General features: G+C 31.2%; 28 protein-coding genes. All 28 read left to right on the top strand.

The features are described 5' to 3' along the window. Positions 1–2: 2 nt before the first annotated feature. The 28 genes from ACNQF9_RS01225 (at position 3) to ACNQF9_RS01090 (ending at position 26,385) form a co-directional block, all read left to right on the top strand. Entirely contained in the window at positions 3–740 is a 738-nt protein-coding gene (locus ACNQF9_RS01225; RefSeq protein ID WP_417958446.1) for an SDR family NAD(P)-dependent oxidoreductase, read from the top strand. Between the two features lie 4 nt (positions 741–744). Continuing rightward, positions 745–1,830 (top strand): aromatic ring-hydroxylating oxygenase subunit alpha, encoded by a 1,086-nt coding sequence (locus ACNQF9_RS01220; RefSeq protein WP_417958445.1) that lies wholly within the window; start codon positions 745–747, stop codon positions 1,828–1,830. Continuing rightward, entirely contained in the window at positions 1,820–2,830 is a 1,011-nt protein-coding gene (locus tag ACNQF9_RS01215; protein ID WP_417958444.1) for a ketoacyl-ACP synthase III, read from the top strand. The genes ACNQF9_RS01220 and ACNQF9_RS01215 overlap by 11 nt, the downstream gene beginning before the upstream one ends. Further along, a complete protein-coding gene (locus tag ACNQF9_RS01210; RefSeq protein ID WP_417989480.1) occupies positions 2,830–3,465 on the top strand; it encodes an acetyltransferase in 636 nt (211 codons plus the stop codon). The genes ACNQF9_RS01215 and ACNQF9_RS01210 overlap by 1 nt, the downstream gene beginning before the upstream one ends. Positions 3,466–3,467: 2 nt before the next feature. Continuing rightward, the gene (locus ACNQF9_RS01205) at positions 3,468–4,394 is read left to right on the top strand and encodes a glycosyltransferase family 2 protein (protein WP_417989479.1); all 927 of its coding nucleotides are present in this window, start codon (positions 3,468–3,470) and stop codon (positions 4,392–4,394) included. Positions 4,395–4,406: 12 nt separating this feature from the next. Then, on the top strand, positions 4,407–5,243 hold the full coding sequence (locus tag ACNQF9_RS01200) for a glycosyltransferase family 2 protein (protein WP_417989478.1): 837 nt from the start codon (positions 4,407–4,409) through the stop codon (positions 5,241–5,243). 25 nt (positions 5,244–5,268) lie between these two features. Next, complete coding sequence (locus ACNQF9_RS01195; RefSeq protein WP_417989477.1) at positions 5,269–6,270, top strand: glycosyltransferase family 2 protein; 1,002 nt, start codon at positions 5,269–5,271, stop codon at positions 6,268–6,270. 12 nt (positions 6,271–6,282) lie between these two features. Beyond that, complete coding sequence (locus tag ACNQF9_RS01190; protein WP_417989476.1) at positions 6,283–7,440, top strand: glycosyltransferase family 4 protein; 1,158 nt, start codon at positions 6,283–6,285, stop codon at positions 7,438–7,440. Between the two features lie 116 nt (positions 7,441–7,556). After that, on the top strand, positions 7,557–8,447 hold the full coding sequence (locus ACNQF9_RS01185) for a glycosyltransferase family 2 protein (protein ID WP_417989475.1): 891 nt from the start codon (positions 7,557–7,559) through the stop codon (positions 8,445–8,447). Positions 8,448–8,548: 101 nt separating this feature from the next. Continuing rightward, the gene (locus ACNQF9_RS01180; RefSeq protein WP_417989474.1) at positions 8,549–9,487 is read left to right on the top strand and encodes a glycosyltransferase family 2 protein; all 939 of its coding nucleotides are present in this window, start codon (positions 8,549–8,551) and stop codon (positions 9,485–9,487) included. 4 nt (positions 9,488–9,491) lie between these two features. Next, entirely contained in the window at positions 9,492–10,511 is a 1,020-nt protein-coding gene (locus tag ACNQF9_RS01175; RefSeq protein WP_417989473.1) for a glycosyltransferase family 2 protein, read from the top strand. A 2-nt stretch (positions 10,512–10,513) separates the two neighbouring features. Beyond that, positions 10,514–11,437 carry a glycosyltransferase family 2 protein gene (locus ACNQF9_RS01170; RefSeq protein WP_417989472.1) on the top strand — a complete coding sequence of 308 codons (924 nt, stop codon included), beginning with the start codon at positions 10,514–10,516 and terminating at the stop codon, positions 11,435–11,437. Positions 11,438–11,448: 11 nt separating this feature from the next. Further along, positions 11,449–12,660 carry a glycosyltransferase family protein gene (locus ACNQF9_RS01165; protein ID WP_417989471.1) on the top strand — a complete coding sequence of 404 codons (1,212 nt, stop codon included), beginning with the start codon at positions 11,449–11,451 and terminating at the stop codon, positions 12,658–12,660. Between the two features lie 2 nt (positions 12,661–12,662). Further along, a complete protein-coding gene (locus ACNQF9_RS01160) occupies positions 12,663–13,037 on the top strand; it encodes a class I SAM-dependent methyltransferase (protein WP_417989470.1) in 375 nt (124 codons plus the stop codon). 6 nt (positions 13,038–13,043) lie between these two features. Then, on the top strand, positions 13,044–13,331 hold the full coding sequence (locus tag ACNQF9_RS01155) for an FkbM family methyltransferase (protein WP_417989850.1): 288 nt from the start codon (positions 13,044–13,046) through the stop codon (positions 13,329–13,331). 8 nt (positions 13,332–13,339) lie between these two features. Beyond that, positions 13,340–14,377 carry a glycosyltransferase family A protein gene (locus tag ACNQF9_RS01150; RefSeq protein ID WP_417989469.1) on the top strand — a complete coding sequence of 346 codons (1,038 nt, stop codon included), beginning with the start codon at positions 13,340–13,342 and terminating at the stop codon, positions 14,375–14,377. 88 nt (positions 14,378–14,465) lie between these two features. Then, on the top strand, positions 14,466–15,374 hold the full coding sequence (locus tag ACNQF9_RS01145; RefSeq protein ID WP_417989468.1) for a glycosyltransferase family 2 protein: 909 nt from the start codon (positions 14,466–14,468) through the stop codon (positions 15,372–15,374). 24 nt (positions 15,375–15,398) lie between these two features. After that, positions 15,399–16,073, top strand: coding sequence for an acylneuraminate cytidylyltransferase family protein (locus ACNQF9_RS01140; RefSeq protein WP_417989467.1), 675 nt, complete (start codon positions 15,399–15,401; stop codon positions 16,071–16,073). An 8-nt stretch (positions 16,074–16,081) separates the two neighbouring features. Then, complete coding sequence (locus ACNQF9_RS01135) at positions 16,082–17,122, top strand: N-acetylneuraminate synthase family protein (protein WP_417989466.1); 1,041 nt, start codon at positions 16,082–16,084, stop codon at positions 17,120–17,122. Then, a complete protein-coding gene (locus ACNQF9_RS01130) occupies positions 17,115–17,903 on the top strand; it encodes a glycosyltransferase family 2 protein (protein ID WP_417989465.1) in 789 nt (262 codons plus the stop codon). Before ACNQF9_RS01135 ends, ACNQF9_RS01130 begins: the two co-directional genes overlap by 8 nt. 48 nt (positions 17,904–17,951) lie before the next feature. Beyond that, the gene (neuC, locus tag ACNQF9_RS01125) at positions 17,952–19,076 is read left to right on the top strand and encodes a UDP-N-acetylglucosamine 2-epimerase (RefSeq protein WP_417989464.1); all 1,125 of its coding nucleotides are present in this window, start codon (positions 17,952–17,954) and stop codon (positions 19,074–19,076) included. Between the two features lie 12 nt (positions 19,077–19,088). Then, positions 19,089–20,003: a polysaccharide deacetylase family protein gene (locus ACNQF9_RS01120; RefSeq protein WP_417989463.1), complete on the top strand. Its 915-nt coding sequence runs from the start codon at positions 19,089–19,091 to the stop codon at positions 20,001–20,003. Further along, a complete protein-coding gene (locus ACNQF9_RS01115) occupies positions 20,000–20,833 on the top strand; it encodes a GNAT family N-acetyltransferase (protein ID WP_417989462.1) in 834 nt (277 codons plus the stop codon). Before ACNQF9_RS01120 ends, ACNQF9_RS01115 begins: the two co-directional genes overlap by 4 nt. A 9-nt stretch (positions 20,834–20,842) precedes the next feature. After that, positions 20,843–22,240, top strand: coding sequence for a glycosyltransferase family protein (locus tag ACNQF9_RS01110; protein ID WP_417989461.1), 1,398 nt, complete (start codon positions 20,843–20,845; stop codon positions 22,238–22,240). A 2-nt stretch (positions 22,241–22,242) separates the two neighbouring features. After that, positions 22,243–22,806 carry a serine O-acetyltransferase gene (locus tag ACNQF9_RS01105; protein WP_417989460.1) on the top strand — a complete coding sequence of 188 codons (564 nt, stop codon included), beginning with the start codon at positions 22,243–22,245 and terminating at the stop codon, positions 22,804–22,806. A 1-nt stretch (position 22,807) separates the two neighbouring features. After that, positions 22,808–24,241 carry an MBOAT family O-acyltransferase gene (locus ACNQF9_RS01100; protein ID WP_417989459.1) on the top strand — a complete coding sequence of 478 codons (1,434 nt, stop codon included), beginning with the start codon at positions 22,808–22,810 and terminating at the stop codon, positions 24,239–24,241. A gap of 119 nt (positions 24,242–24,360) precedes the next feature. Then, entirely contained in the window at positions 24,361–25,236 is an 876-nt protein-coding gene (locus tag ACNQF9_RS01095) for a hypothetical protein (RefSeq protein WP_417989458.1), read from the top strand. Positions 25,237–25,239: 3 nt separating this feature from the next. Beyond that, positions 25,240–26,385, top strand: coding sequence for a glycosyltransferase family 4 protein (locus ACNQF9_RS01090; protein ID WP_417989457.1), 1,146 nt, complete (start codon positions 25,240–25,242; stop codon positions 26,383–26,385).

Here is a 26,385-nt window from a genome sequence, read left to right as displayed (position 1 = left end):
CAATGATAACATTAAAAAATAAAAGTATATTGGTTACGGGAGCTTCCTCTGGAATAGGAAGGCAGATTGCTATAACGGCTTCCAAACTAGGAGCATTAGTAACTCTGGTTGGAAGAGATACACTAAAACTTGATGAGACATTAGCTTTAATGTCAGGTGAAAAACATAAAACACATAGTATTGATCTATCTATTTTAAGTAACATAGACCAATTAATTGCTGAAAGTTTACCTTATGATGGAGTTGTTTTTAATGCTGGAATAGTTAATTATCTACCTGTTAAGTTTTTAAATGAGGATAAAATAAGGGATGTTTTTAAGATAAATTTTGAAAGTAACGTGGTCTTAACTCAAAAGTTGCTCAAGAAAAAGTTAATAAACAAAAAAGGATCTCTTGTTTTTATTTCTTCCATTTCGTCTAAATTAGGTGTTCCAGGTACAGCTGTTTATTCAGCGTCTAAATCGGCTTTAAATTCTTTTGCTAAAGTACTAGCGTCAGAACTTGCTTCGCAAGGGATTCGTTCTAATAGTGTTTGTCCAGGAATTGTAGAGACGGAAATGACGAATTTAGCTAATGATATTATAACAGAAAACGAGGTTAGAAAAGCTGCCTCAGAATATCCTTTGGGATATGGAGAGCCAATTGATGTTGCAGGATTAGTCATGTATTTATTAAGTGATATAAGTAAATGGATGACAGGATCAGAGCTTATTATTGATGGCGGTTTTACTTTAAAATAAAGATATGAATTCAAACATACCAGCTTATCATTATTATGATGATAAGATATTATTACAGGAGAATAATAGGATTTTTAATAAAGTATGGAATTTCGTTGGATTTAAATCTGATTTTTTAAATGAAAATGATTTTGTCACATTAAAGATAGCAGGTACGCCTGTAGTTGTGCAAAACATTAAAGGAACGGTGAAATCTTTTTTGAACGTTTGTTCGCATCGATTTTCAATAATTCAAGAAGAAGACTCAGGAAATAGACCATTAATATGTCCTTATCATGGTTGGGCTTATGACAAAGACGGTATTCCAAGTGGTATTCCAAAAAAACCATTATTTAAAAAATTCTCTATAGATGAACTTTGTGAAATGAAACTGAAAGAATTCCGTGTTTCATTTTGTGGGAATATGTGCTTTGTGACTATAAATGAAGAGGTGGAAGCTCTTGAAGATTTTTTGGCAGGTTTTTATGAAGAATTAAAAATTATATCATTATCATTAGGTAAAAGAATTGATGTTAATACTATGGAAATAGAAGCCAACTGGAAAGTAATTGTAGAGAATACGCTTGAAAGTTATCATGTCGGTTTAATTCATTCAGAGACACTAGCAAAATTGGAGACATCAGGATTAAATTTTAATTTTGAGGGCTTAAATTCTAGTTGGAATTCAAGTTTAAACATAATTAAAAATAAAGGAGGGTATAAAAAAGTGAATACCTATTTTTCTCCAAGAAGTTATGATATTGAGGGGTATAGGCACATATTAGTTTTTCCTAATCTATTAATTTCTAGTACGCATGGAATTTCTTTTAATTATTCTTTGATTAACCCAATTACTTCTGATATTTCAAAATTTACGAGTTACGTTTTTACTACAATGAATGATAATGAAGGCACACCTTTTGTTATAAAAGCATTTGAAGAGTCTTTGATTAATTTTAACAGGCAAGTTTTTGAAGAGGATAAAAGGATATGTCAATTGGTTCAAAAAGGTGTTAGGCATACTAGTCTTTTAGGAAAATTATCTGATGAAGAGGAAAGGGTGTATCATTTTCAGGTAAACTACTTAAACTATTTAGACAATGAAAGCTAAAATTAAAGCGGTTTCGTATTATTTACCGGAATCAATTTTATCTAACGACTTGATTAATCAAGAATTTCCGGAATGGGATATTGAAAAAATAAGTTCAAAAACAGGGATTAATTCAAGACATATTAGCGCAGCTAATGAATTTTCTTCTGATATGGCTGTAAAAGCAGCTGAGAAATTATTTCTGGAACATAATATTGACAGATCAAATATTGATTTTTTATTGTTTTGCACCCAAAGTCCAGATTATTTACTACCAACTACTGCTTGTATACTTCAAGATCGATTGGGCTTGAATACAACTGCAGGTGCTTTGGACTTTAATTTGGGCTGTTCTGGGTTTGTTTACGGATTAAGCCTTGCCAAAGGTTTGATTGCTGGAGGAATGGCAAAAAATATTTTATTAATCACTTCAGAGACCTATACCAAATTCATACATCCAAAAGATAAAAGTAATAGAACTATTTTTGGTGATGCAGCTGCGGCAACTTTAATTACTGCTGATGAAGGATTTTGTTCTATTGGGGATTTTGTTTTTGGTACAGACGGTAAAGGCGCTGATAATTTAATAGTTAAACAAGGAGGAATGCGCTTTCCAGTTTTAAACGATAATGAAGATGTTTGTGATGAATTTGGGAATGTAAGGAATGATAAAAACCTGTTTATGGATGGAGCGGCAATTTTTAATTTTACGATTGAATCTGTTCCAAAACTTGCGCAAGCTATCTTACAAAAATCTAAACTGAATATGGAACAAGTTGATTTATTTATTTTTCATCAAGCCAATAAATATATGCTCAATCATTTAAGGAGAAAAATAGGAATCCCAGAAGAGAAATTTTTTATTGAAATGGAGTATTGCGGGAATACGGTATCATCTACAATACCAATTGCTTTATATGAAGCTCAAAAAAAACAAAAATTGATTCAAGGTAATAATGTTATTTTAGCAGGATTTGGGGTTGGGTATTCTTGGGCAGCTTGTAATTTAAAGATAGAATAATGAAAAATTTAATTATTATTGGAGCAAGAGGATATGGTCGAGAGGTTTATAATTTGGCTTTACAATGTGAAGGTTATAATAAAAATTATGTAATAAAAGGATTTTTAGATGATAAGTTAGAAGCATTAGTTGGTTTTGAGAATTACCCAGAAATCATTTCTAATGTTGAAAGTTATGAAATTCAAGATGGAGATATTTTTACTTGTGCCTTGGGAAGTGTAAAATGGAAAAAGTATTATGTTGAGATGATATTATCCAAAAGAGGAATATTTATTAATTTAATTCATCCAACTTTGATCTTCAATTCTAATGTGAAAATGGGTAATGGTTTGATTATTTTTATGTATTCAAATATTAGTAATGACTGCAGTATAGGAGATTTTGTTACAATACAAAGCTTTGTTGGGATTGGTCACGACTCTAAAGTTGGTGATTGGTGCCATATAAATGCTTTTAGCTTCATGGGAGGCTTTGCAATTTTGGAAGATCAAGTTTGTTTAAATACAAGAGCGACGGTCTTGCCGAATGTTATTGTTCATGAAGGAGCAACTGTTGGAGCAGCAAGTTTAGTCATAAAAAATGTAAAAGCGAATACAACAGTTTTTGGCATTCCTGCTACAGTTTTAAAATTTTAGTTATGAATGAAATGAAAAATGAGCTACTCTTATCTGTAAGTATGATAACTTTCAAGCATGAGTTGTATATAAAACAAGCAATTGAAGGAGTTTTGATGCAAGAAACTAATTTTGAATTTCATTTAATTATTGCAGACGATTGTTCTCCTGACGCTACGCCACAAATAGTTAAGGATTTAATAGACAATCACCCTAATGGCTATCGCGTAAAATATTTTAGACATGAAAAAAATATGGGAATGCAAACTAATGGATCTTTTGCATTGCAACAATGTAAAGGGAAGTATGTCGCCGTATGTGAAGGGGATGATTACTGGACAGATCCGTTAAAATTACAAAAACAAGTGGATTTTTTAGAAGCAAATAATGATTATGTAATTCATAGTGGAAATGCCATTCAATTTACTGATGATTTAAAATGGAATGGAAAAGCAATTCTTAGCGATACCTTAAACGCTACATTTCAATTGAAGGATTTTTTATCTAACAACAATATTATTACCTGCACCACAATGTTTAGGAATATTGAATTTAATTTGCCTAAAAATTTTAGTAGAGTAACTTTTGGGGATTGGTTTTTATATGTAATTTTAATCAAAAATTCAGGTCTAAAGGTATATAGATCAATTGATTTGTATTCGGTTTATAGGGTACATCCGGGAGGTGTTATGAGTAACTTAAGTGATTTAGAAAATTGTAGTGCCCACATTTTGCAAATAACAATCATTAATAATTATCTTAAAAACAAAAAATTAGGAGTAAAACAGCTAGTTGACTTAAATGATTATTCTTTACGAAAATATCGATTACAAATAAATAATAAATTATATTTTGGAGCATTAAAAACGGTAGTTATACATTTTAAATATGCTAGGTTTGAGATGCCTTTTAAAAAATATTTGAATACGTTCAAACATCTGTTTGCGTAAATTTAATATATAATGAATCTTAAAAAAGTCTCTATAATAGTACCCTGTTACAAGCAAGCCCAATATTTGGATGAAGCGTTGCTGTCTGTATTAGATCAAACTTATAATAATTGGGAATGTTTAATAGTTAATGACGGCAGTCCAGATGGTACTCTAGAAGTAGCTAAAAAATGGGTTGCAAAAGATAATCGATTCCGTTATTTTTATCAAGAAAACGGAGGGTTGAGTAGTGCCCGTAACTTTGGGATAAGTAATGCTCTAGGAGAGTTTATTTTACCATTGGATGCTGATGATAAAATTGCGCCACATTATGTTTCTTTAGCAATAGAGTCTTTTCAAGTTAATGAGTTCTTAAAAGTAGTTTACTGCAAAGGTGAAAAGTTTGGAGTAGAACAAGGTCTTTGGCTATTACCTGATTTTTCTCGTACTATTTTAGTAAAAGGAAATATGATTTTTTGTTGTGCTATGTATAGAAAATCTGATTGGATTAAAGTGGGTGGCTATGATAAGAAACTTATCTATGGCCTAGAAGATTGGGAATTTTGGATTGCAATCTTAAAAATAGGTGGAGAAGTTAGATGCTTAGATTATTTAGGTTTTTATTATCGCACAAAAACAGAATCAATGATAGGAAGTCTCAATACTAGCCAAAGAATCTTCTCAGAAAATTATGTTCAGACTAAGCACTTAGACTTTGTTTTGGCAAATTATGACGCTGTTGTGGAGGCAAATAATAATTTAATAAAGCAAAAGAGAAAATTAGAAGTTGATTTTAAAAGTGAAAAAATACTTTTAAATGCTTTATTTTATAAAGTATTTAAAATTAAGGTTTTTACTATCAAGCAATAATTCTAATTCAATATAAATTATACAAATGGTCTCTTCCATCCCTTTAATCTCTATAATTGTCCCCAATTACAATCATGAAAAGTTCTTAAAACAGCGTTTAGAGAGTATTTTCAATCAAACGTATGGTCATTTTGAAGTACTATTGTTGGATGATTGTAGTTCTGATTCTAGTAAAAATATTCTTGCTGAATATGCTAAAAATCCAAAAGTTAGTCACTGTCTATTTAATGAAACTAATTCGGGTAATACATTTATCCAATGGAATAAAGGAATTGCTTTAGCTACAGGAGATTTTATTTGGATTGCAGAATCAGATGATTTTTGTGAACTGAATTTTTTGGAGGAGTTAATTCAACCGCTACTTCATGATGATGAAATAGTATTGTCGTACTGTCAATCAAAGAGGGTAGATGAGTTTAATGCTATTAAAGGGAATTGGTTAAATCATACTGATAGTCTTGATAATATCTTCTTTTTGAAAAATTTTATTTTAGGCGGAAATGAATTTATCCAACGTTTCTTAATTTTTAGAAATGTAATTCCAAATGCCAGTGGTGTTTTATTTAGAACGAACAAAGCTCTAAGTTTAGGGGTCTTAGAAACCGACTCGTTTTTAAGATACTGTGGGGATTGGTTGTTTTACATGAAACTAATTACAAATAATAAAGTAGCATTTATAAGCACCGCTTTAAATTGTTACCGATTCCATCCTAAAAGTGTTATAGCGATGGCGCATAAAAGTGGTAAATTTGATTCTTACAATGGAGTTCATATTAATGTGAGAAAAAAAATGAAAGCTTTTTTGTTGGATAAAAAACCTTATAACTTGGGAACTATTTTAAAAATTAATAAACAAATTAGTAATGATTTAAAATATGAAAAAGCATTTCATCTCATTAGAAATCAAGAAAAAATCAAAGGATTTTTACTCTTAATTTTAATCTTTAGAACCTTTGTTATAAAATATAAATTCAAAAAAAATCTTGAATTAAGAGTTAATAAAATGTTCTTTAAAAATAGCTTGTAAGCTTTTTCACTTATGAAAAAAATTTTATTTATATCAAATACTGCCTCCAGAACCGGAGCCCCTTATGTTTTATTATTGTTTTTAAAATGGTTAAAAAGAGAAAATAAAAATCTACAAATTGATATAATTTTTTTAGAAGGGGGTGATTTACTGGAGGACTTTAAAGCCTTTACTTCAGTTTCCTACAATTATTCAGATGTGTTAATTAAAAAAGCATTTCTACCCAAACTTTATTCGTACTTATTTAGAAAAATAATGAAAAAGGGGAGTAGGAAAGAGGTTTTTATAAAAAATATAGCCAGAAAGAATTATGATATTATTTATGCCAACACTATTGTTTCAGTAGCTTTTGGAACTGCAGTAAAAAAAAGAAGTAATAATAATCCAAAATTAATAGCTCATATTCATGAATTAAATACGGCTATTAAAGGTTGTTTGCCAAATTTTCAAGAATACGTTCCTTATGTTGATCAATTTATATCAGTTTCTAAGCTAGTTATGGAAAACTTGAATATAAATTGGAAGGTAAATCCAAATATCAATCATCTTTTTTATGCGTTTTCAGATAAAGTAGCGCCTAATGATGGTGCAACAGAACAAAAAAAAGAGGGATATAGTAAAAAAGTTTTTGAAGTTGGCGCCTCAGGTTTGGTTTTTTGGAGAAAGGGAGACGATTTATTCATACAAGTTGCTAATTACATTAAAACACGATATCCTGAAATTGAAATTAAATTTACTTGGGTTGGACAAATCTCTTACCTACAAAGATTAAGTATTGAAGCTGATTTGGAAAAGACTAATTTAAATGATACTGTATTTTTTGTTGGAGAACAGAAAAACCCAGAGGTATATTTTCAAAAATTCGATGTTTTTTTAATGCCTTCAAGGGAAGATCCATTCCCATTAGTTTGTATAGAAGTGGGTAAAATGGGTGTTCCTATTATTTGTTTTGAAAAAGCGACAGGAACCGCTGAGATTCTTGCTAATGGTGGAGGCTTTGTAGTACCTTATCTTGATTGTGTTGCAATGGCTGAGAAAATAATATCATATTACTATGATGATGAATTAAGAAGAAAAGATGGGGAAATGAATAGACAAAATTTTGCAGATTTTACTCCAGACATCTTGGCAGAAAGAATATATGATTGCATTCAAAATCTGTATAAATAATTTTTCTTTTTTTTCTTTGTTAATAGGGTAATTATGAATTTTGTTAATTGCTTTGAGAAAAATAAAATACAATTTGATTAAGAATAAATATATTTTAAAAATTAATAATAAAAACAATGAAATTAAGTATTTTACTAATTTGTTATAATCAAGAAAAGTATATCAATCAATGTATTGATAGTATTCTATTCCAGAATATTCCGTTTGATTATGAAATCGTTGTTGCAGATGATTGTTCAGAGGATAGTACACTTACTATTATAAAAGAGAAATTAGATGCTAGTGGGAACCATTTAAAGATTCTAGAGAATAAAATAAATCTGGGTATTTCAAAAAATTATCAGAGAGGCTTTTCAGCATGTACAGGTGATTATATAGCTGTAATGGAAGGAGACGATTATTGGACAAGTCCTGAGCGTTTGTTAATGCATATTAATTTTTTGGAAAAGCATAGAGAGTGCGTTATGTCTATGAACAGATATATTGAATTTGATGAAAGTTTGAATAGTATGAAGCATATCGGGTGGCATCTTGTCGAAGATTTTAAATATGTTACTACCAGAGATATGGCAAATGGGAACAAGCTAGGTAACCTTTCGGCATGTGTGTTTAGAAAAAAAGAGATTAGTAAAATTAAATTAGATTTCTATCGACTAGATGTTGCTGATTGGATTTTGGGTTTAGTACTGAGTCAAAATGGATTTATTGCAATTTTAAAGGAATTGACTTCAGTACGGCGTGTGCATGAAAACGGTGAATGGTCAAAAATGTCGTCGAAGAATAAAAATGAAACTCTTATTACTTGTATTGATAACTATAATAAATATTTAGAGTATAAGTATGATAAAGAGTTTACTGCCTATAAAAGCAAAATAAATAGTACTGTAACTTTAAGTTTTTCAAATTATCCGATTACAGGTTTTATTCCGCCCATAATAATTTATTTATGTAGACTTATTATACCAAAAAATTGTATCGTATTTATAAAAAAATGGATTAAAAAATAATAAATATTGTAGTTTAAAAGCGGATATATAGTAGAGTTAGTTAGTAGGGATTTATCTCCATAGATTACAGGAATTGATAGATAATTTTAAGGATTTTAAAAATGGAAGAATGTCCTAAACTAAGTGTTTGCATGATTACATATGGTCACGAAAAATTTATAGAAAAAGCTATTAATAGTGTTTTGATGCAAAAGTGTGATTTTAGTATAGAATTAATTATTGCCAATGATTGTTCTCCAGATAAAACGGATTTGGTAATTCAAAATATTTTAACGAATCATCCGAAAGCTTCGATAATTAAGTATATAAGACATCATCAAAATATCGGGATGGTACCTAATTGTTTTTTTGTAACGCAGGAAGCTAAAGGTAGATATATAGCAGTGTGTGATGGGGATGACTTTTGGAATGATCCTATGAAATTGCAAAAACAAGTAGATTTCTTAGAATCAAATCCAGAGTATGTAATTAGTTGCCATGATACTGTTGTAGTTAATGAAAGTGGAATAAAGATTCAATCTTCAATCTTTAATGATTTACAGAAAAAAGATTGGTCCGAGGTAAAACTTATAAATGGGGCTTTTATAATGCCTTTAACAATGTGTTATAGAAATTTAATTAAAGAATTGCCACCAGAGATATATAAAGTCGATAATTTTGATGTATTTTTAATTAGTCTACTTGGGCACTTTGGTAAAAGTAAATTTCAACAAGAAATAGAGCCAGCCTCTTACAGACAACATAGTGGTGGAATATCTAGTATGATTTCTGATTTAAAAAAAGATTTTCAACACAAGAATACTTTTTGGCAAATTTTTAAATACTATTATAGAAATAATTCTACAGAGTATGCCGTTAATTATTATACGAAATATCGACAAATGATGTTTCGATTAATAAAAAGTCGAATTAGTGATTTTTTATATATAGATTCTGTTAAATTATATACAGAATTTATATTGAATACCATTAAATATGGTTTTTGGAAAGAATCAATTTATCTTACAGTTGATATTTTAAAATTCGTAAAAAATAAATAATTAAATGGTGAAAATAAATCCATTAGTTTCAATCATCCTTCCTGTATATAATGGGGAAAAATTCTTGGCACAATCTATCGAAAGTTGCCTCAATCAAACTTACCAAAATATAGAATTAATCATTGTTTATGATTCTTCGACAGACAATTCTTTGGAAATAATCATGTTATTTTCCAGTACAGATAATAGAATCAAAGTTGTTAATAATGCCGAGAAAAAGAATTTACCAGCGGGTCTGAATATTGGTCATTACGTTGCAAAAGGCGATTTTGTAACATGGACAAGCGATGATAATATATTTGAAAAGATTGCTATTGAAGAGATGTCAAAAAAACTTTGTGAAAAGGATATTGATGTAGTGTATAGCGATATGGTAATAATTGATCATAATGGGGAAAAAGTTAGGGACTTTGTTTTTCTTGATTTTGAAAATATAATATTCCGCAATTATATTGGTAACTGTTTTCTTTACAAAAAAGAAGTTTTTGAGAGAAACAAAGGGTATGATGAAAATTGTTTTTTAGTTGAAGACTATGATTTTTGGTTACGGGCTATTTCACATAGTCGTTTTTATCAACTGAGAAAGAAACTATATAATTATAGAAAACATGATACAAGTTTAACGCATCAAATTGCAGTAAATGCGGATATGAAAAAGATTTGGAATGATAATGTTACAAAAATGTATAGTAATTTTTCAAAAAAAATATTAGATACTGATTATTCCGTTATTGCAGAATTTTTATCCAAGTCTTTAAACTATCAAAAAATACCTTTTCAATGGATTATAAAGAATGAAAGTGCCATTAACCAATTCAAGCAAAAGTTATCTCAAAATCGTAATTTTCAAAATAAAAATGCAATTGAAAAAATATTCTTAGATAAGATGATTCATTTAATGGTTTTAGACAAAAGTGTGAAAACGAATCTTTTTAATTCTTTTTACATACTAAGACAATACGGTTTATTTTTGGATAAAAAGGCCGTCAAAACGTTAATCAAATATTCATTTTTTAAGAGATAGTAATGCCAAGAGTTTCCATAATACTAGCCACCTACAATAGAGCAAAATATATTTTAGAATCCTTACATTCTATTCAACAGCAAACCTTCACAGATTGGGAATGTTTAATCATTGATGATGGCGGTTCAGACAATACACAGGAAATTTTAGCTCCTATTTTAAAACAGGATACCCGGTTTCAGTATTTTATGCGGACTTCTAAATATCAAAAGGGATTGCCGGGAAGTAGGAATTATGGTTTAGATTTAGCACAAGGTGATTATATTATATTTTTTGATGATGATGATATTGCCCATCCACAAAACTTAGAATTGTGTGTATTCGAATTATCGAATACTGAGCTTTCTTTTTGTAGGTACATCAGGGATGTTTTTACAGGTAATTTTGTTTGTGATTTTGATTACTCAAAAGCGTATACTTCTTTTTATATTGACAGTAGTGATATCAATAAAATATTAAGGAATGAACTGCAATTTAATTCTTGTGCAGTCATGTGGACAAAAGAATGTTATACTAAGCATAGATTCACAGAGCATTTAAAGTATGCGGAAGAATGGGAGGTTTATGCACGAATCATAACTTCCGTAAATAGGGGAATATCGATTAACAAAATCCTTTATTATGGGAGGAAACACAATGTGTCTATCACAGGGGATTTTGGTAATAGAAACATAAATAGCTTGTCCTCTTACACTGACGCCATCCAATTAGTTATTGCCAATTTAAATAATAAAAAAATGTTGTCCAGTGAGATAATTCGTTATTTTATTCAAGTGTCTTTGCAGTATAAAGAATTCAACTTGTTTGAAAGAATTATAAATACATTAGATTTACCAAAAATGGAAGAATTAAAATGGAGATTTTTTTATGCTCATTTACCGTTGCGGTTATTTTTTTATGGAATTTGGAAAAAGGTTAAAAAATAATAGTCACTTAAATGAAATTTCTAGTAATTGTACAGAACTTAAAGGTCTCAGGGGCGAGTGAAGGGATTGTTTCCCGTTCTTTTCTTGCAAAGTTACGCATGACATATCCGGAGTCGGCTATTGATGTGCTGTATTTAAAAAACCATAACAGTGAGGACCAACTGGATTTACTGCCTGTTAATTCCATTCAATCGCATGTTTTAAATTTGAAACCACCTTTTCTAATTAAATGGCTCAATCGAATTTCTTGGAGACTTTTTCATATTTCTTTATACGACCGGTTTGTACATAAGTTGTATGGTTCCTATATTTCAAAAATAAAACACGAGCAGTACAATCATGTTTTTATTAGGAGTTCAGGCTTGAATCATGAAACGCTTTTAGGCGCAAGAGATTTACCTATTCTTAAAAAAGCGATTATTAATTTTCATGATCCCTATCCCTTTTTTTGGTATCAAGGTTCTCATCATGCATTATCTGGCGTAGAATTATTTCGACTAAAAACGATGTATAAAGTTATTCAGGAGGCTAAATGTTGCGTCAGTACGGCACAATTAATGTCTAATGATTTAGAATTTTTATATGGTTCCCGTAAAAAATTTTACACGATTCCGCATCAATTTTCTACATCAGTTTTTGATTTAACAGATATTCAAATGGTAAGACCCAAACAAAAGAAGCTAACTATTGCATACCATGGCTCCATACAGTTTGGACGTAAAATCGATACCCTTTTAGATGCGTATGCTGCATTAGTTACTGAGAATGCAACCATCAAGGCAGAAACAGAATTTGTATTGCGTTTAGGAGGCGGAGATGTAAATACTTTGCGGGATTATTATAAGAGTTGTACTAATATTGTGATTTTACCTACTTTAAATTTTTGTAATTCAGCTTACGAACAAACACATATTGCCAATATAAACGTAATTCTGGAGAACGGACCCTTGTATTGTAATATTTTAGTGGGTAAAGCGCCCTTTTTAGCGACACTGAATAAACCCGTATTTTGTGTTTCTCCGGAACGCAGTGAATTAAGGCAAATTATCAAAGATCCTAAATTAATTGCAAATGGAGAAGATGAAGTAGATGTAAAAGTAAAATTAGAAGCACTTATTAAGAAAAGATTGGTTTCTAATGAACCTGTTGATTGTTTTGGGGATTACTTCAGTGATTCTCGTTTTAAACAGATACTTAGCCTAATTTTAACAGACAGAAAATAAACATGATTCTAGAGCGATTAAAAAGAATTATAAGAAGAAGATATAATATTAGTTTTTCAAAATCTGGAGATGATATTCAATTGATGAAATTAATTAATAGTAATAACCCTGGAGTCTATGTCGATATTGGGTGCTGGCATCCTATAAAATCCTCGAATACTTATTTTTTTCACCTGAGAAAATGGAAGGGGATTTGTATTGATCCTAATCCAGAATTGAAATCATTGTATGAAAAATTTAGACCAGAAGATAATTTTGTAAATGTAGGAATTGGAAATTCAAATATTACTTTAGATTACTATATGTTTGAGGAAAGCTCAATGAACACGTTTAGTTGTGATTTTATAAAAAAGTATAATTTAGAGTCCAAAATTTAAAAAAAAATTAAGATTCCTATGCGTTCTCTGAAAGAAATCTTAGATCAGAATTTAAATGAAAATGATAGACTAGATTTTTTTGATGTTGATGCTGAAGGCTATAATTTAGAAATTCTAAAAACAAATGATTGGACAAAATATAGGCCAAAAATAATTGTTGTTGAAAGTGATAATACTTTACGCAATGATATTGTATCAGAAATAGTTCGCTATTTAGAAATTCAGAATTACAGGTTGTTGGGTAAATCAATTATTAATGGAAATCTAGGGAATTTGTTTTTGATAGCTAATTAATTTAATAAATGCGAATAGGTAATAACCCACATAAAGACCAAGCAATACCTCAATCTAACTACCTGCATCAGGTAGTTATTCCGGTATATATACCTCATGAAGAGGGCTACTTCAAAGACAGTTTGAAAATTTTGCAATTGTGTTTACAATCCTTGTTGAAAACGGTTCACGACAAAACTTATATTACGGTTGTTAACAATGGAAGCTGTAAAATGGTTATGGATTATTTAGACCAACTATATCATGAGGGTCTAATCAAAGAAATGATTCATACGGAGAATATAGGAAAACCCAATGCAGTACTAAAAGGGCTTGCCGGAAACAACATAGAACTCGTTACTATTGCAGATGCCGATGTGTTGTTTTTAGATAATTGGCAATTTGCGACTACAAAAATATTTGCTGCAATGCCAAAAGCTGGTGTAGTTGGTATAGTGCCTCAATTTAATATGTTTAAAAATAAATCGGGTACTATTATTTTTGATAATTTGTTTAATAAAAAATTGAAATTTATTCCTATTCTATCACCACATGGATTAATTCGGTTTTATGACAGTATCGGTTGGGACAAGAATTATAATAAAAATTATCTGAAATATTGTTTGGGTTTAGAACATAATGAGGTCAGAGTGTATGTAGGTTCGGGACATTTTGTAGCTACGTATAAAAAACAAATGTTTCAGGAAATGAAATCATACTTGCATTACAAATTAGGTGGGGATTCGGAAAATTACTTAGACACTTTACCTTTGCAATATGATTATTGGAGAGTAACCACTTATGATAATTATGCCTACCACATGGGTAATGTTATTGAAGATTGGATGTTTGAAATCGCACATGTAGAAAACAAACGGCTTATAATTGATTCCGGTTTTAAACAACATAAACGTGCTAATACTTTAGTAGTTTTATTAAAGAATAAGTTGTTTACTAAGATTTTAGGATATGAATTATTTTCTAGAATTTTTTACCGATGGAAAAAATTACCTAAAAGAATGATTAAAAATTATTCTACAATTGCTCCAATCGTAAATGAAAAATGAATATTAATTAATATTTCAGTTTTAAAAAACAATATAAATATTTTAAAATATTCATTTAAAAATAATATTTCATGTTAGAAATGATATAATGAAAGAAAAAGTATTTTCTATTCTCATAAGTACCAAAAACAGGCGTAGTGATTTGATTCTTACACTTGGTAAATTAGAGGGTTTATTGATTCGAAATGATGTCGAATGTATTATATATGATGATGGTTCGAGTGATGGAACGTTTAATTATATTCAGAATAATTTTCCTGCTATTTTACTCAAAAGAAATGAAGTGTCAAAAGGGTATTTATATTGTAGAAACAAAATGCTTAGCCAAACAAAAGCAACGTATGCTATTTCTCTTGATGATGATGCTCATTTTTTAACAAATAATCCTTTGGAACTAATCCGAAATTATTTTGAATCCAATCCGAATTGTGGTTTAATTGCCTTTCGTATATTTTGGGGGCTTACCGAACCAGTAAATACAGTTTCCTTTGAATTTCCTGAACGTGTGCAAAGTTTTGTGGGCTGTGCTCATGTTTGGAGAATGAAAGCTTGGCACTATATACCCAATTACCCAGAATGGTTTGTTTTTTATGGAGAAGAGGATTTTGGGGCATTTCAGTTGTTTAAGCAGAATTTGGAAGTACATTATTTTCCTGAAATATTAGTCAATCATAGAGTAGATTTGAAATCACGAAAGAACAATTCCGATTACTATATTCGTTTACGAAGTTCTTTACGTTCTGGATGGTTTTTGTGTTTTTTGTTTTATCCCAAACGTATTATTCCGCAAAAAATGGTATATTCGATTTGGAAGCAATTACAATTAAAAGTATTTAAAGGGGATGTAAAAGTTTTACAAGTGCTGAGTTTGGCACTATTTGATTTATTTTTTGCAATACCCAAAATAATACAAAATAGTAATCGATTGACTGAAAACGAATTTAATAGTTATGAAAAGCTTCCTGCTGCCAGAATATATTGGCAACCTAAAAAATAACATTTATTAATTCAGATTTTTTAAATGAAAAACATAGCAATAATTCCAGCACGTGGGGGTTCTAAACGATTACCTAATAAAAATAGTCTTTTGTTTGGAGGCATTCCACTTATTGCTCACAGTATTTTGTACGCCCAAAAGAATAACGATATTGTAGACGAAATTTACGTATCGACAGATGATGCGGCAATAAAAAAAATAGCACTAGACTATGGAGCTCAAGTAATTGACCGTCCAGTATATTTATCAGGTGACTTTGAACCTACATTAACTGCTGTTCAGCACGCTTTAGATGTTATTCCGTATACCGTTGATACGGTTCTATTATTGCAAGTAACCAATCCATTGCGACCGGAACATTTATTACGTGAAGCTTTTGAACGTTATAGAATCAGCGATTTTGATAGCTTATTCACTGTTACCAGAAACCATCAAAAATTGGGTAAAATTTTAAACCATTCCTTTAAACCTTATAATTATACCTTAGGGCAACGCAGTCAGGAATTAGAACCACTCTATTTTGAAAATGGGCTGTTGTATATCAGTAAAGTGAAATTGATACGTGAAGGTAAAATATTTTCTGAAAACAGCCTCCCTTATGAAGTAAATCATATTTTTGCGACTGTTGATATTGATACACAAGATGATTTTGATTATGCAGCGTATTTATATCAAAAATTTATAACTTATAATTCATAACTCATTGTATGAACCCATATATTGAAATTTCAGGAAGAAGAATAGGTCCCGATTATCCGCCATTGGTCATTGCAGAAATAGGAATCAACCATGAAGGCTCTTTGCAAGTTGCCAAAGAAATGGTGGATGCTGCTCACAGAGCGGGTGTTGAGGTGGTCAAGCATCAAACCCATATTGTAGAAGACGAAATGAGTGGCGCAGCTAAGAAAGTAATTCCGGGTAATGCTGATGTTTCTATTTATGAGATTATGGAGCGGTGTTCTTTGAACGAAGCTGATGAATTAGAACTAAAAAACTATGTTGAGGAGAAAGGGATGATCTTTATTTCGACTCCTTTTTCTCGTGCCGCTGCGGATCGTTTAGAAAAATTTGGTATTCCGGCCTATAAAATCGGTTCTGGGGAATGTAATAATTATCCCTTGTTGGAACATATTGCAGTTTTTGGCAAGCCAGTAATTTTAAGTACCGGGATGAATACTATTGAAAGCATTACAAAAGCGGTGGCGATATTTGATAAACATAAAGTTCCTGTCGCCTTGTTGCATACTACAAATTTGTATCCTACACCTATTCATTTAGTCCGTTTTGGAGCTATGATAGAAATGCATAACGCTTTTCCTGAAAACGTTTTTGGATTATCAGACCATACTTTAAATAATAATGCCTGTCTGGGTGCAGTTGCTTTGGGCGCTAGCATTTTGGAACGCCATTTTACGGATCATATACACCGTGTCGGACCAGATATTGTTTGTAGTATGGATGAAAAAGCTTGTATAGAACTTATCGTTTCATCTAATGAAATGTGGCAAATGCGGGGAGGAACCAAAAAGCCCGCTTTGGAGGAACAAGTGACCATTGATTTTGCTTTTGCTACAGTTTGTACCATTGCTCCAATACAAAAAGGAGAGGTTTTCACTAAGGATAATGTTTGGGTAAAGCGCCCGGGAACCGGAGCTATTTTGGCGGATCAATACGAATCTATTATTGGAAAGGTTGCAACCAGAACTATTAGCGAGGATGAACAATTGGAAGTAAATGATTATGAATGAAAAAATATCGGTAGTCATTCGGAATAAAAATCAAGGGGAATCTTTAGATTTCCTATTAGGTAACCTTAAAAAAAGATATGCGGAGGATATTAGTGAAATTATTGTGTTGGATAATATGTCAACGGATAATAGTTCCTCTGTAATACAAAAGTATGGGGTAAAAAAAGTCAATATAAACAACTTCTCTTATGGCAGAAGTGCAAATATTGCAGCAGAAAGTGCCTTAAATGATATTGTGGTTATTTTTAGCGCACACGCATTTCCAGTAAGCCATGATTTCTTTAAATTGATTCAATTAAAATTTAAACAAAAGAATAATTTAGCCGGTTTAAGATGTCTGCACAATCAGAATGACTATGTTCATTATATTAATGAGGTGACGGCTTCAGAAAATCCAAATGGTGCAGGAGTTATTTTTTGCGGGTCTGCATTCAGCAAAAAAGTTTGGAGAGAGCTTCGGTTTAATGAAGATATCCAGACGATGGAAGATAAGGAATGGACTAAAAGAGTTTTGGACAAAGGGTATGACATTGAATTTGTTCCCTCTATTTTTTGCTACGCTATAAAACGTAATGAAAAACAGCTTTTTTTTAGATATAAAAATGAGGTTATTGGAAGTTATCAATTATGGCATACTGAATATAAAACTACAACCGCTTTGAAAATGGTTGCAGGTTCTATTATAAATGCTTTTCAAGTTTTTATCAACAGTACTTACTATGCTCTTAAAAGGTTTTTTTTTCTTTTAAAATTCATAAATAACAAACCTGAAAAATTTTAAAGTTATCATTATGTTCGCTACGTTAAATTTAATACTGACCCTTTTGTAATGAAAAAAATCTTATTTCTTACTGGAACACGAGCGGATTTTGGTAAAATAAAATCATTGATTTCAATTCTTGATGATAATCCAGAATTTGAAGTTTTTGTTTTTGTTACAGGTATGCATTTACTAGAAGAGTACGGATATACCCTTTTAGAAATTGAACGTTGTAATTTTAAAAACATTCATACTTTTGAAAATCATACCCATGAAACCACCATGGATTTGACTCTGGCTAAAACTATTGAAGGTTTATCTGGTTATTGCAAAGAAGTAAATCCGGATTTAATTGTGATTCACGGTGACCGCGTTGAGACTTTGGCTGGCGCAATTGTTGGCTCTTTAAATAATATTTTAGTGGCTCATATTGAAGGAGGCGAGTTATCAGGAACAGTTGATGAATTAATTAGGCATAGTGTGAGTAAATTAAGCCATATTCATTTTGTTTCAAATGATGATGCAGCCAAGCGATTGTTACAAATGGGCGAAATGGAAACTTCAATTTTTAATATAGGTTCGCCCGATATTGATATTATGTTTTCTGATTCACTTCCAAGTTTAGCAGTTGTAAAACACTATTATGAAATCAATTTTGATGAGTTTGGTATAGTTATGTTTCATCCAGTGACCACTGAATCTGCTGAAATGCAACAATATGCTAAGAATTTTGTTGATAGTCTGTTGCAGGATACCCATAATTATGTGGTGATATATCCTAACAATGATTTAGGCAGCAGTTGTATTATAAAAGAGTATCAACGTTTACAAAATAATCTACGTTTTAGAGTTTTTCCTTCCCTGCGGTTTGAATATTTCTTGACATTATTAAAAAGCTCGCAATACATCATAGGTAATAGCAGTGCAGGAATTAGAGAGGCTCCATATTATGGGATTCCAATTATTAATATTGGAACGCGGCAACAGAATAGAGTAATTGATGCGGATATTATTAATGTGGATTATAAATCTCTTAGTATAAATAAAGCATTAAAAACTATAGACAATCATAAAAGACAAATGACTGCTACTGATTTTGGACAAGGAAATAGTACTGCTTTATTTTTTAACTCCATTCGAAATAGCGATATTTGGAAAATAAATCATCAGAAACAGTTTAGAGATAATTCTTAAAACAAATAATTTGTGCTAACCGTAAGTAATTATCATTACATAAGAGAAGATTATAAAACTAATTATCCAAGTATTTTTGGGGTAACACCCTTACAATTCAAAGAACAGCTTTTAGTATTAAAAAATAGTGGAGAGTTTATTTCTGCTGACGATTTGATTAGTCATACAGATAGTTTAATAAATTCTACAGAGAAGTATATTTTAATAACCTTTGATGATGGATTAAAAGAGCAGTATGAATTTGGTCTTTCAATTTTGGATTCTTTAAATATTCCTGGTTTATTTTTTGCTAATTCGATTAATTTTGAACAAAAAAAAGTTAGTACAGTTCATAAAATACATTTATTACGATCAATTATTTCTTCGGATGATTTCTTAAAAAGTATTTTAAAAATTGATTCTTCTAAAATTAAAAGTATTAATACTTTTAGAGCTAAAAAAATTTATATTTATGATGATGAAAAAAGTGCGGTTTTAAAATACATTCTAAATTTTGAGTTAACGTATGTAGAACAAGAAGAAATCATAAGTAATTTATTTCTAGATTATTATGACGAATCTGAGGTTTTAAAAAGTTTGTATTTGAATGATTTGAATCTTATGAAATTAGCTTCTAAAGGTTTTTTGGGAAGCCATACACATAGCCACTATCCGTTAGGATTATTAAAAACAGAGGACGTAATTTTAGAGTTGCAGAATTCTAAAAATTTCTTTGAAAAGCTAACATCTACCACTATAAATTCTGTTGCATATCCATATGGAACGCAAGAATCTTGTACTGATGAAGTTGCAGAAATCGCAAAAAAAATAGGATATAAGTTAGGTTTTACTACCAATAGAGGAGTGAATATAGGAAATGAGAATAAATTATTATTAAACCGTTTCGATTGTAATGATTTAGTTGGTGGAAAAAATTATCGAATATGATAACAAGAGAAGCCACATTAGAAGATTGGGAAAAATTATTACATTTTTTTAAATTAATTTACAGAGAAAATCATCCTTTGCAAAATAAAGAGTTTTGGCAATGGCAGTATGGAGATACACAGTACGGCCGATCTTTTATTTGTATAAATGCACAAGAGGAGATTGTTGGTCATGTTGGTGCTAATTTTCAAGGAGGAATTGCTTGGATTATCAATGTATATTTAAAGGAAGAATGTAGAGGGAAAGGTTTTTTGGGAGAGTTATATGGTTTAGCGAGAGCTTATTATCCATTAGCTGCTACGGCGGCTAATGATGCTGGTTTAGGACTTTATAGAAATATGCGTTGGATTCGTTATTATGATTTAGTAAGATTTGTAAAAATTAACCCTTCGCTATTAGATAAATCGTTTGAGTCAGTGTGTAAAAAAGTTGTTGTAGATACTGGTAGTTTTATAAAAAGGGATACACATTATTTTCGACAACCAAAAATAAAAGGTTTACAACTTAGTGATGGATCAAGAGCTGTAAGCCAGGAAGAAGTTGGAGGTTTACGAATTTTAGAAATTAAAAACGTGGTAGAATTAGAGAAACAGGCTTGGGAATTAGGCTACAATTGGGTTGATTATATTACCTCATGGAACAATATACGAATTAAAGATTTGGATAAAAATAATTGGACTATAGATTATAAAAATGTAGTTCCTTGGAGATTAAATCCTGTGGAAGAAAACTACTTTTGTGACATTTCATTTTTATCTGAAAAGCCATTAGACAACGAATTTATCGTTAAAAGAAATTTTTCTGATCATGGAAGGATAGGAAGTTTGTAAAAAAATAAAATGAATAAAAGAAAGATTTTAGTTTTATTACCAGATGGAATTGGATTGCGAAATTTTGCCTATTCTAAATTTTATGACTTAGGGAAGAAAGAGGATTTCGATATTGTTTATTGGAATAATACGCTATTTCCCTTAAGCAATTTGGGATTTGAAGAAATTAGAATAACTGACGCAAATATTCATCCCTTTACAGATATTTTAAAAAATGCAAGAAAGCAAATTGAGTTAAATTTAAATATAAAAAAAGCAAAGGATTATGTTTACGACTCATATCGTTTTCCTAATTCTTATAGAACTTTTAAATCTTCTTTAAGGAATCTGGCGACTCATTTTATAACTATCTTTTTTTCTTCAAAAAAAGGTTTAAATAAAGTAAGAAAATTGATTTTAACAAATGAGCGTAAAACCAATTATTATCAAAACTGTCTAATCACTTTACAGGAAGAGAAACCTACAATGATCTTTTGTACCAATCAAAGAATTAGTTCCGCAATAGCGCCATTATTAGCCGCACAGGATTTAAAAATCCCTACCGCTACCTTTATTTTTTCATGGGATAACCTTCCAAAAGGGACTATGGTAATAGAAACGGATTATTATTTTGTTTGGAGTGATCAGATGAAAAAAGAGCTTCTTTATTATTATCCCTATATAAACGAAAAGCAAATTATTATAACTGGAACGCCTCAGTTTGAAAATCACTTTGATAAGGATTCGATTGAATCTAAGGAAAGCTTTTTTAAAAATAATAACTTAGATTTTAATAAAAAATACCTCTGTTTTTCAGGAGATGATATTACTACTTCTCCGGATGATCCAGCCTATTTAAAAGATTTTGTAGAAGCAATAACTCTCTTAAATAATAAAGGTAATAATCTTGGAATTATTTTTAGAAGATGTCCTGTTGATATTTCGGATAGATATGATGTAATATTAGCGAAATATAAAGATGTAGTTGTTGAGATTGCCCCAAAATGGGAAAATATTAATAATTCGTGGAATTCTATTTTGCCAACTAAAGATGATTTAATTTTGTTGTCAAATACTGTTGCACATTCTGAATTAGTAGTTAATTTGGGTTCTTCCATGGTTTTTGATTACGCTAGCCACTGCAAACCATGTGCTTATTTTAATTACAATCAAAAAAAACGATCTAATATAAATTGGGATTTGCACCAATGTTATAAGTATGTTCACTTTCGTTCAATGCCCACCGATGCAGTAGTTTGGCTCAACTCACCGGACGAAATTGCAGCTAAAATAGAATTGATGTTGAGTGACAAGTCCCAGAAAGTAGTTGCAAACGCTGAAGAATGGTTTAAAAAAATTAATCAGCATCCCGCAGAAGATGCCTCTCAACGCATTTGGGACGGTATAGCGGAAATTTGTAGAAAATAAAAATGGTAAGACAAACTATAATATCGGATTACAAGCGATGTGGAATCAGTAAGATGAGTTTTTGGGTACTCCTCAAAACCTTCATACTCATGCCTAATCCGGGACTGAAATTCTTGACTATTTTTCGTCTGACACAATATTTTAGAAAAAGAAACAGAGCGTTGTTTTACTTTTTCTTTCTGTGGTTGCGCAACTTAAAAGTGAAGTATGGATTCGATATTTCCTATCGAACCCAGATTGGGGAGGGCTTTTATATTGGACATTTTGGAAATGTTGTTATTCATGGGGACACCAAAATAGGTAATAATTGCAATATTTCACAAGGAATTACTTTTGGAGTTAGTAACTCAGGCTCTCATATTGGAGTTCCAAAAATTGGTAATAATGTTTTTGTAGGACCAGGAGCCTGTGTTTTTGGGGCCATAACAATCGGTAATCATGTGACCATAGGTGCAAATGCAGTGGTAACAGAAGATGTCCCGGATTATCATACGGTACTAAGTGGTAAAACTACCACAATCAATAAAGATTTATCCTCTTTCTACATCCATAATAGCTGTAAATAGTATGTTTTTTAATTCGTTTTCCTTTGCCATTTTCCTCCCTGTTGTATTTGTCTTGTATTGGTTTGTTTTTAATAAAACCAAAAGCACACAAAATGCAGTGCTTATTATCGCCAGCTATTATTTTTATTCCTGTTGGGATTGGCGTTTTTTGTTTTTGTTGGTTTTCTCTACTTTTTTAGACTATTATACTGGTATTCGAATTGAAAAGGCCAAGACGGAACTGGAGCGAAAATTTTGGTTTTGGTTGAGTATCAGTATGAATTTGGGTTTTCTTGGGGTTTTTAAATATTATAATTTTTTTGCGGATTCTTTCTCCCAGTTATTAAATGGCTTCGGATTACAAACTAGCCCGTTATTATTAAACGTTATTCTCCCGGTGGGTATTTCTTTCTACACTTTTCACGGTTTATCATACGTCATAGATATTTATTTAAAGCGGATTAAGGCCGAATATAATTTTGTGGATTATTCTTTGTTTGTCAGCTATTTTCCTTTATTGGTGGCAGGTCCTATTGAAAGAGCGACGCATTTATTGCCACAGGTGAAAGTAAAACGCAGTTTTGATTATCAAAAAGCCAAAGAAGGTATTTATCAGTTTGTCTGGGGATTGGTCAAGAAGGTGGTGATTGCAGATACCTGTGCGACCTATGCTAACGCTATTTTCGATAATTATCAATCGATGAACTCTTTGTCACTGATTCTTGGTGCCGTTTATTTCGCTTTCCAGATTTATGGAGATTTTTCGGGTTATTCGGATATGGCTTTGGGAATGTCTAAATTATTTGGCATCGATTTACTGCGGAACTTTAATTACCCCTATTTCTCTCGTGATATCGCCGAGTTTTGGCGGAGATGGCACATTTCGCTCTCCTCTTGGTTTAGGGATTATCTATACATTCCTTTGGGAGGTAGTAGTGGTGGTATGGCGATGAAAATCCGCAATACATTTATAATTTTTTTAGTGAGTGGTTTCTGGCATGGCGCCAATTGGACTTTTATTGCCTGGGGTTTCATTAACGCCTTGTATTTTTTACCGTTGTTACTTTTGAAAAGGAATCGCTCTAACATGGAAACAGTATCCTTAAATTGGGACGTAGCGTCTGTTAAAGTTTTCTTTAGCATTGTTAGTACATTTGCGTTAACCAGCTTGGCCTGGATTTTCTTTCGTGTAAAATCTATAGGAGAAGCTTTTGACTATATTGGTCGTATTTTTACCAATGGAATTTTTCAATCACAGTATTTGGAAAACGAGCGTTACAACTATGAAATCATTATTTTAGTACTTGCTTTTATTGTTGTGGAATGGAATAGCCGAACGCAAGTGGAGCCGATATCAGGAAGATACAGTAATTTGAAATTAGCGTTATGCTTTGCTGCGATTGCGGCTTTGGGAACCTATTCGGATTATAAAGAATTTATTTATTTTCAATTTTAAAGAATAATTTTCGTTTTACTATAGCCTTAAAGGGAGTCGAAAATTTAGAACAGTTTTTAGCATTAGGTATACATAATAATTAGAATTAAGTAGTATATGAAAAAGAGAATAGAACAATAATGAAGCAGTTTTTAATTTTTATTATCAAAGCCCTCGCGCTACTATTTTTACTGGCAGTTGTATTGGATTTTCTATATACAACGGTTTATTTAGAGTCTTCGAATAGAGGAAAAATGGACTATGTTTATAATTCAGTAGCGAGAAATTATGACGTAGTGATTTTAGGTTCTTCCAGAGCTAATAATCACTTTGTTGCTCCTCTATTTGAGAAAAAGGGATTGAAAACCTTTAATTACGGGATGAGTGGAGGGCATTTGTTTGAAGCTTCTTTATTGTTGAAATTAATGATAGAACGTAAATACAATATTAAGAATGTTATACTGGAGACGGATCTGAATTTATCGAATGAACAACGAGCAGAGGGAATTGCTGCAAAATTTTTGCCTTACATACATAATTCGGAAATAATTAAGAATCATTTTTCAGAAGAAAAAGACTTTAATGAATTGTATTATATCCCTTTTTACAGATATGTTGTATTTGAAAATCGGATCGGTTTTAGAGAGATGTTTTTTAATGCCATTCATAAAAAGACAAATCATTTGCATAATAGTGGCTACTCTCCATTAGAAAATGGTAAGGGTAACATGAAAAATGACTTGACAAATTTAAAACCGTTACAAAATAAATATTACGAAGAAATTAAACAAATCTGTAAAGCGAATAACATTAATCTGATTGCTGTGATGACACCGATGTGTACCAATACTAAAGGGTTGAATTATTTTGACAAAGTAAAACAACTGTATCCTGAAATTCATAATTATGAAAAAGCGGTTGAAGGAGATCAGTATTTTTCTTCCTGTGGGCATCTGAATGATACCGGAGCAAGACTGTTTACCAGTGTAATTATAAAAGATTTTTTTAATAAATAATTTATGAAAATAGCTTTTCTGACTCCTGAATACCCACACATAAAGACTGGCAGCTCCGGCGGAATTGGTACGAGTATCAAGAACCTGGCAATGGGACTTTTGGCAGCGGGTTGTTCGGTACGCGTTTTGGTATATGCCCAAAAAGAAGAAGGAATCTTTTTCGATAATGGAATTTGCATACAACAAATAAAAAATATAAAATTAAAAGGATTGTCTTGGTATTTCACCCGAAAAAAACTGGAGCACATTATTAATACCTTATATCGGGATAAAGAAATTGATGTGGTAGAAGCGCCGGATTGGACCGGAATCACCTCTTTTATCTCTCCTAAAAAATGTCCTGTCGTGATTCGGTTAAACGGTTCCGATACTTATTTTTGCCATTTAGATCAGCGTCCTGTAAAATGGGTAAATCGATTTCATGAAAAAAGAGCGTTAAAAAAGGCGGATGGCTTGCTATCTGTCAGTCAGTTTACTGCTGATACGACGAATGAGGTGTTTGGTTTAAAAAAACAATTCACTATTATTCCAAATTCTATTGATCTTGATGCATTTAGTCCAGATAATAAAAATAAAGAAAATAGGAACACGATTCTATATTTTGGGAGTTTAATCCGTAAAAAAGGATTGTTAGAATTGCCATTTATTTTTAATGAAGTTCTTGCAAAAAATCCAAATACAAAATTGATTTTGGTTGGAAAAGATGTTCCTGATGTTATATCAGGAAACTCTTCTACTTGGGGGATGATGCAAGAATTGTTCACACCACAAGCACTACTACAAGTAACGTATTTTGGAGCGGTGCCGTATGAAAACATAAAGGAGCATATTAGTAGGGCAACAGTTTGTGTATTTCCAACATTTGCGGAGGCATTACCTGTTTCTTGGATAGAGGCCATGGCTTTGCAAAAAGCAATAGTAGCGTCGAATATAGGTTGGGCTAATGATGTTATTGATGATGATGTCAATGGGTTTTTGGTAAATCCTAAAAATCATTTGGAGTATGCTACTAAAATTAGTATGTTATTGGAAGATTCTGAATTGCAAAAAAGATTCGGTTTCGCTGCCAAAAAGAAAGTATGCGAAAAATTCAGTAAAGAGGAAGTGGCACTTCAGAGCTTATTATTTTATGAATCTTTAATCCAGTAG

The organism is Flavobacterium amylolyticum (assembly GCF_048284335.1).
Lineage (GTDB): Bacteria > Bacteroidota > Bacteroidia > Flavobacteriales > Flavobacteriaceae > Flavobacterium.
The sequence above is the reverse complement of the archived record's forward strand: the minus strand, read 5'-3'. Positions and strand labels throughout refer to the sequence as shown.